The sequence below is a fragment of the Micrococcus sp. HG099 genome (assembly GCF_024723355.1).
Taxonomy (GTDB): domain Bacteria; phylum Actinomycetota; class Actinomycetes; order Actinomycetales; family Micrococcaceae; genus Micrococcus; species Micrococcus endophyticus.
This window is the reverse complement of the sequence record NZ_JANQCJ010000110.1, coordinates 1-7,703: the sequence shown is the minus strand read 5'-3', so window position 1 is coordinate 7,703 and position 7,703 is coordinate 1. Positions and strand designations below refer to the sequence as shown.

Annotated in this window: 5 protein-coding genes; 3 read left to right on the top strand and 2 right to left on the bottom strand. The window is 75.6% G+C overall.

The genetic code is table 11. The features are described 5' to 3' along the window. Positions 1-680 (bottom strand): ThiF family adenylyltransferase (locus NWP10_RS09425; protein ID WP_258300717.1); only part of this gene is annotated, 680 nt, incomplete at its 3' end. A gap of 99 nt (positions 681-779) precedes the next feature. Here NWP10_RS09425 and NWP10_RS09420 point away from each other — a divergent pair. After that, positions 780-1,580 carry a M48 family metallopeptidase gene (locus NWP10_RS09420; RefSeq protein WP_258300716.1) on the top strand — a complete coding sequence of 267 codons (801 nt, stop codon included), beginning with the start codon at positions 780-782 and terminating at the stop codon, positions 1,578-1,580. A 64-nt stretch (positions 1,581-1,644) separates the two neighbouring features. Here the strand turns inward: NWP10_RS09420 and NWP10_RS09415 are convergent, their stop codons facing one another. Beyond that, the gene (locus NWP10_RS09415; RefSeq protein ID WP_258300715.1) at positions 1,645-3,045 is read right to left on the bottom strand and encodes a zinc-dependent metalloprotease; all 1,401 of its coding nucleotides are present in this window, start codon (positions 3,043-3,045) and stop codon (positions 1,645-1,647) included. A gap of 194 nt (positions 3,046-3,239) precedes the next feature. On the opposite strand from NWP10_RS09415, the gene NWP10_RS09410 reads away from it, so the two are divergent. Together NWP10_RS09410 and NWP10_RS09405 are read left to right on the top strand one after the other, a co-directional pair. Beyond that, entirely contained in the window at positions 3,240-4,310 is a 1,071-nt protein-coding gene (locus NWP10_RS09410) for a PDZ domain-containing protein (RefSeq protein WP_258300714.1), read from the top strand. 121 nt (positions 4,311-4,431) lie between these two features. After that, entirely contained in the window at positions 4,432-7,614 is a 3,183-nt protein-coding gene (locus tag NWP10_RS09405) for a UPF0182 family protein (protein WP_258300713.1), read from the top strand. Positions 7,615-7,703: the final 89 nt, after the last annotated feature.

Here is a 7,703-nt window from a genome sequence, read left to right as displayed (position 1 = left end):
GCCCGCACCACCCCGGCCGACGGGCCGGCCCGCAGGGCGTCGGCGACGAGTACGGCCGCCCGCTGGGCGGTGAGGGCGTCCACGGCCGCCGCTCCGGACGCCCCGGAGGACGTCGCCCGTCCGCGGGCCGACCGCCGGCCGGGCGGGCCCACCGGGTCGGCCGGCAGCGAGCACAGCGGGCAGCCCACGACGCCGGGGGCGCACCAGGGCCCCACCGTCACCGCGCGGGGCCCCACGCGCACGGGCAGGAGCGGGTGGTCGGCGGCGAGGGCCTGCGCCGCGAGGTCGGCGTCGAGGACGTCTCCGACGGCGACGCTCGCCTGGCCGACCAGCACGGGCAGCGGGCCGTGATGGGCGTAGGCGCGCAGCCCCGGGGCCACGTCGAGCAGGCGCCGTTCGAGGGCGCGGGCTCGCGGACGCCCGAGGTCCCCGGGCAGCAGCCCGGTGCCGAGGTCGGCCGCGTCCACGGGGCGCGGATCCCACAGGGCCATCCGGTGGAGGCCGGCGCCGGCCAGCGCGTGGGCCACCGCCACGCCGACGGCGTCCAGGCCCGCGACGTGGACGTCCACGGGCGGCTCCCACCCCGCGCCGGGAGGCCCGGGGTCGAGGGCGGGGCGGACGGCGCCGGGCTCGGCGGGGGACAGGGCGTCGGACAGGGCGGAAGACGGGGCGGCGGGCATGGCGGCTCCTCTCGGGCGGGTGCGCCCCACCCTGCCAGGGCGCCGTCGGGCCGCCCGGGGTTGTCCACAGCCGGGGCGCCGATGGCGGACAATGGCCGGATGCCTCCCGCCGACGCCGCCGTGCCCGTGCCTGCCGAGCACGTGCCTGCCGAGCACGAGCGCGGAGAGCCCGTGCCCGCCGCCGCGGCCGTCTCCGCCCTGGCCCGTCGCCCGGTGCGCCGGGGCGCCGTGCGGCAGAGCACCGACCTGGACTGGGAGGGCACGCCCGTGCGGCTCGTGCGCTCCACCGCCCGCACCCGCACCGTCTCGGCGGGCTGGCGCGAGGGCCGCCTGCAGGTCAACGTCCCCGCCCGGCTCACCCCGGCCCAGGAGCGCGAGTGGATCGCCCGCATGGTCGAGCAGGTGGCGCGCCGCGCCGGCGCCGGAGCGTCGCCCGGGCGCCCTGGCGCCGGCTCGCAGCCCCGATCCGGCCCGGGCGCGGGCTCCGGCGGGGACGAGGCCCTGATGGCCTGGGCGCAGCGGCTCTCCGCCGCGCACCTGGGCGGACGGGCCCGGCCGGCGTCGGTGGCCTGGTCCGCGCGGCAGCGCCGCCGCTGGGGCTCGTGCACGCCCTCCCGGGGGACCATCCGGCTCTCGGACCGCCTCCGGGGCATGCCGGACTGGGTGGTGGCCGCCGTCCTCGTCCACGAGCTGGCCCACCTGCTCGAGTCCGGCCACGGGCCGGCGTTCCTCCGCCTCGTCGCCGCGTATCCGCGCTACGCGGAGGCCATGGCCTTCCTCGACGGCGTCGCCTTCGCCGAGAGCCGCGGGCGCATCGCCCCGGACGCCTGGGCCGACGACGAGGACGCGATGGACGCGGACGCGCCCGACGACGGCCCGACCGAGGACGAGCGGACCTGAGACGACCGCGGGCGGCCCGCACCGTGGTGCCCTACCGCCCCCCGTCGTCGTGGGGGAGAGGGGATCAGCCCTCCTTGGGCGCGTCCCCGAAGCCGCCCTCGAGGAGCTTGCGCAGGTCGTCGTCGAGCGAATCCGTGCTGGCGTCCGCGGCGGTGCGGCGGCCGGCGTACCCGGCCGGGTCCTCGAGGTCCTCGGCGGTGGGCTGGCGCTCGGGGTGCCGCCAGATCTCCTCGCGGTACTCCTTGCCCTGCTCCGCGGTGACGTGCTCCCAGAAGGCGGCGGCCTCCCGCAGGCGGCGCGGACGCAGCTCCAGGCCCACGAGCGCGGCGAACGCCTGCTCGGCCGGGCCGCCCGAGGCGCGGCGGCGGTTCATGGTCTCGCGCAGGGCGGCGGCGGACTCCAGCGGTGTGGCGGCCTCGGCCACCACCACGTCCACCCAGCCCTCCACGAGGGCCACGAGCAACTCGAGCTGCTGCAGGGCGGCCCGCTGGGTGGCGTCCGGGGCGGCGATGAAGGAGGAGCCGTCGAACACGGCCTGCATGGACTCGGGGTCCATGGGGTCCACCGACCGCGCGGCCTGCTCGATGCCCTCGGTGTCCAGGCGGATGCCGGCCGCGTACTGCTCGATGGCCGCGTAGAGGTCGCGCTCGAGCCACGGGGAGTGCAGGAACAGGCGCATGCGGGCGGCCTCGCGCAGGGCGAGGTAGATGCGGACCTGGTCGTCCGGCACGCTCAGGCCGTCGCCGAACTCCTCGACGTTCACCGGCACCATGGCCAGCCGGTGCCCGGCGATCGGCAGGCCGATGTCCGTGCCGGAGAGCACCTCCTTGCCGAGGGCGCCCACGGCGCCGCCGAGCTGCAGGCCGAACATGGTGCCGCCCATGTTCTTCAGCATCGGCTGGAGGCCGGCGAGCATCGAGGCGTCCATGCCCTCGGGGAGCTGGCCCGGCAGCTGCTGCTCGATCGCGGCGGACATGGCCCGGGACATGGACACGGCCACGGGCTCGGTGAGGCGGCGCCACTGGTCCATGGTCGCCTCGACCCACTCGGCGCGGGACCAGGCGACGCCCACGCTGCCCACCGGCTCGGTCTGCGTGGCGCCGTCGAGCCACAGCTCGGCCAGGCGCAGGGCCTCGTCCACCTCGCGGCGCGCGAACGAGCCGACCGCCGGGTCCTCGCCGGCCACGGCCTGGCGCGCGGCCTGCTTGGCCAGGGTCCAGTTCACGGGGCCTTCGGAGCCGGGGCCGGGGTTCATCATCGCCTGGAACTGCGCCATGGCCTGCTGCATCATCGCGGGGTCCAGCTGCGAGGGGTCGAAGGGCATCCCGCCGGGGCCGCCCATGCCCTCCATGGCGCGGCGGATCTCGTCCGGGTCGGGGCCGTTGCCGCCGAAGAGCTGCCGGAGCATCTCCTCCAGCGGGTCTCGGCCGTCGTCGGATCCGGGAGTGCGCGGGTCGTTGCTCATGGCCCCAGCGTATCCGCGCGGCCCCGGGGTGCACCCGCCTTCCCGACGCCGCGGCGGCCCGGTTCGCCCTCGGCGCACGCCCGCGCCCGAGCGGGGCCCGGGGTCCGCGTAGACTGGGACGACCGTCGCCGTGCGGCACGTGCCCGGCGGCGAGGACGGCCCCTGACCAGGACCAGCAGGAAAGTCGGTGTCGCGTGCGCGCAGTGCCCCCGAGGACCACCCGTGCCCCGCGCCTGCCCGCGTCCGGATGGCTCGCCCTCGGCAGCGCCGGCCTGGCCCTGCTGCTTCCCACCCCCTACATCCTCGAGAGCCCCGGCCCCGCCGTGGACCTGCTGGGGGAGCGCGAGGGCGCCGAGGTGCTCCGCGTGGAGGGCGGGACGCCGGACGAGGGCGAGGGGACGCTGGACATGACCACCGTGATGGTCGGCGGCCCGCCCATCAGCACCACCTCCGTCATCGACCTCGCCCGGGCCCTGGTGGACCCTGCCGTGGACGTCGTCCCGCGCGAGCTGATGTACCCCACCGGCATGAGCTCCGAGGAGGTCGGCGCGGCCAACACCGCCGCCATGTCCGACTCGCAGGACACCGCCGCGGCCGCCGCCCTCCACGCGCTCGGCCGCCCCGTGCCCAGCACCCTCGTGGTGCACGAGCTGGTGCCCGGCGGCCCCTCCGAGGGCGTCCTGCATCCCGGGGACGAGGTGATCGCCGCCGCGGGCGAGCCCGCCGAGGACCTGGAGGACCTGCGCGCCGCCGTCGGGTCCGCGGGCCCGGACCCGGTGACGCTCACCGTGCGCCGGGACGGTGCCGTGACGGAGCTGCGCGTGCCCGTGGCGGCCGCCCCGGAGGGCGCGCCGCAGCCGTGGCAGATGGGCGCGCTCATCGAGACCGTCGTCGACGTCCCCCTGGACGTCGAGCTGACCGTGCCGGACATCGGCGGCCCCTCCGCGGGCCTGATGTTCGCGCTCACCGTCCTCGAGCGGCTCACGCCCGGCGCCATGACCGGCGGCGCGCCGATCGCGGGGACGGGCACCATCACCCCCGACGGGGTCGTCGGGCCGATCGGCGGCATCCCGCAGAAGGTGCGCGGCGCCGCGCAGGCGGGGGCGACGACGTTCCTCGCCCCCAGCGCCAACTGCGCCGAGCTGGACGGCCGGGTGCCCGAGGGGCTCCAGGTGTACGCCGTGGACACGCTCGCCCAGGCCCGGGAGATCGTCGAGGCCGTCGGCCGGGGCGAGCCCCCCGAATCCGCCCGCACCTGCGGCTGAGCGCGCCGGCCGCCACGAGACCGCAGGACCAGACCACGAAACCCATCGTCACGGCCGCGGGGCGCAGCGCCCCCGGCCGGCAGCAGATCCCCGCGGACGCGGGAGGGAAGAGGACAGAGCAGTGAGCTTTGGACAGGGAGGCGGCGGGCCCTTCGGCGGCCCGCCCCGGGACGGCGGCGGATCCGCCGGGGGCTCCTCCGGCCCGTTCGGGGCGTTCGGCCCCTTCGGCGGCGCGCCGCAGGGACCGGGCGGCGACGGCCGCGACGGCGGCCAGGGCGGCGGGCCCTTCGGCCCGTTCGGCGGGGGAGCCGGGGGCTCCTCGGCCGCAGACCGGCCCCGCTCCGGCCGGCCCGGGCGCCCCAGCGCGCTCGTGCTCACCGTCATCGCGGTGGCCATCCTCGTGGGGCTGTTCGTGCTCTTCACGAACGTCTACACCGAGGTCCTCTGGTTCTCCCAGCTGGGCTTCACCGAGGTGTTCTGGACCGAGGTCCTCGCCAAGGCCGCGCTGTTCCTGCTCGGCGCCCTGGGCATGGCCCTGGCCGTGTGGCTGGCCATCCGCACCGCGTGGCGGCACCGTCCGTCGGACGCCTCGGCGGCCGGGCGCGACTCGCTGAGCCAGGCGCAGCGCCAGCTCGAGCCGATCCGGCGCCTCGTGTTCCTGGGCGTGCCCGTGGTGCTCGGCCTCTTCGCCGGCTCCGCGGCCATGAACGGCTGGGACACGGTCCTGCTGTTCCTCAACCAGGTGCCCTACGGCCAGGCGGACCCGGAGTTCGGCCTGGACATGATGTTCTTCATGGCCACGCTGCCGTTCCTGAGCCTCGTGGCCGGGTACCTGACCTCCGTGGTCCTCGTGGCCGGCATCGCTGGCGTGCTCGTGCACTACCTGTATGGCTCCGTACGGGTGGAGGAGGGCGGCGGCATCCGCGTCGCCCCGGCCGCGCGCGTGCACATCGGCGTGGTCCTCGCCCTGTTCCTGCTCCTGCAGGCCGTGAACTTCTGGCTCAACCGGTACCGCACCGCCCAGTCCCAGACCGGGTCCTGGGCCGGCGCCCTGTACACGGACGTGAACGCCGTGATCCCGACCTCGGCCATCCTCGCGGTGACCGCGCTGATCGTGGCCGGCCTGTTCGTGTGGACCGTGTTCTCCGGCAAGTGGCGCCTGTCCCTGATCGGCACCGCGGTGCTCGTGATCACCGCGCTCGTGGTGGGCACCGCCTACCCGTTCGTGGTGCAGGAGTACCAGGTCAAGCCGTCCGAGCGCACACTCGAGGCCGAGTACATCAGCCGCAACATCGAGCTGACGCGTGAGGCCTACGGCCTGGACGCCGTCGAGGTGACCAACTACGAGGGCGTCACCGAGACCGAGGCCGGCGCCCTGGCGGGGGAGGAGGCCAACACGGCCAACGTGCGCCTGATGGACCCGAACCTGATCTCCCAGACCTTCGGCCAGCTCCAGCAGTTCCGCCCCTACTACGCGTTCCCGAACACCCTGCACGTGGACCGCTACGAGGTGGACGGGCAGACCCGCGACACCATCCTCGCCGCGCGCGACGTGAACGTGGACGACACCCAGTCCTGGGTGAACCGCCACACCATCTACACGCACGGCTACGGCATGGTGGTCGCGGACGCGTCCGAGGTGGCCGCCGGCGGCCGCCCGCAGTGGCTGCTCTCCGAGATCCCGACGCGCGGCCCGCTCGCCTCGGACGAGGACTACGAGCCGCGCATCTACTTCGGCCAGAACTCGCCGTCCTACTCCGTGGTCGGCGCCCCCGAGGGCGCCCCGGCCGTGGAGCGCGACCGCCCGCAGACGGCGGACTCGCAGGACGACACCGCGTACACCTTCTCCGGCGACGGCGGCCCCTCCGTGGGCGGCCTGTTCAACCGGCTGGCCTACGCCGTGAAGTTCGGCTCGCCCGAGCTCGTGCTCTCCTCGGACGTCAACGAGGCCTCCCAGATCCTCTACGACCGCGACCCCGCGGACCGCGTGAGCAAGGTGGCCCCGTACCTGACCGTGGACACCTCGCCGTACCCGGCGATCGTGGACGGCCGCGTGCAGTGGATCGTGGACGCCTACACCACCTCGGACCAGTTCCCGTACTCCACCGCCCAGCAGCTGGGCGAGGTGACCGTGGACTCGCTGAGCCAGGGCCCGAACGCCGCCCTGCAGGGCCGGGTGAACTACATCCGCAACTCCGTGAAGGCCACCGTGGACGCCTACGACGGCTCCGTGACCCTCTACGCGTGGGACGACCAGGACCCGCTGCTGCAGGCCTGGCAGAAGGTGTACCCGAGCTCCCTGCGTCCGTACTCCGAGATGAGCGCGGCGCTGATGGACCACGTCCGCTACCCGGAGGACATGTTCAAGGTCCAGCGTGAGCTGCTCGGCCGCTACCACGTGACCGACGCCGACGACTTCTACGAGAACAACGACGCGTGGTCCGTCCCCTCGGACCCCACGCGCGACGGAGACGTCAAGCAGCCCCCGTACTACATGACGCTGCAGATGCCCGGCCAGGAGGAGCCCGCCTTCTCCCTGACGAGCAACTACATCCCGCAGATCACGCAGGGCACCCAGCAGCGCAACGTGCTCTACGGCTTCCTCTCCGCCACCGGCGACGCCGGCACGGGCGAGGACGGCGTGAAGGCGGAGGACTACGGCACGCTGCGCCTGCTCGAGCTGCCGCGCTCCACCACGGTTCCCGGCCCCGGCCAGGCGCAGGCGAACTTCGACTCGAACGCCACCGTCTCCCGCGAGCTGAACCTGCTGCGCCAGGGCGCCTCCGAGGTGCTCAACGGCAACATGATCACCCTGCCGGTCGCGGGGGGCGTGCTCTACGTGCAGCCCGTGTACGTCCGCTCCTCGGGCGGCACCACCTACCCGACGCTGCGCAAGGTCCTCGTGTCCTTCGGCGACAAGGTGGGCTTCGCGGACACCCTCCAGGAGGCCCTGGACCAGGTGTTCGACGGCGACTCCGGGGCCGTCACCCCGGAGGAGGGCCAGGCCGGCGACCCGCCGCAGGGTGAGGACGGCGCCGCCCCGGCGCCGGGATCGGTCCAGGAGGAGCTCTCCGCCGCCCTGGCCGAGGCCCAGGACGCGCTGACCCGCGGCCAGGAGCGCCTGGCCGAGGGCGACTGGGCCGGGTACGGCGAGCAGCAGGACCGCCTCAACGAGGCCCTGCGCCGCGCCACCGCCGCGGACGACGCCCTCGACGGGGACGCCCCGGCCGACGGTGAGGCCCCGGCGGAGGGCCAGCCCCCGGCCGAGGGCTCCGAGGCGCCCAGCCCGGCGCCCGAGGGCTGATCGCAGGGACCGGCCCCGCTCCACGGGGCCGGTCCCGCCCGGCCGGTCCGAGCATCACGAGGCGGGCCGCCTCCCACGCCGAGCGCGCG

What these genes read in the sequence shown, in the direction of transcription:
- NWP10_RS09415 (WP_258300715.1), bottom strand. Translation starts at nt 3,045, where the DNA reads ATGAGCAACGACCCGCGCACTCCCGGATCCGACGACGGCCGAGACCCG.
- NWP10_RS09420 (WP_258300716.1), top strand. Translation starts at nt 780, where the DNA reads ATGCCTCCCGCCGACGCCGCCGTGCCCGTGCCTGCCGAGCACGTGCCT.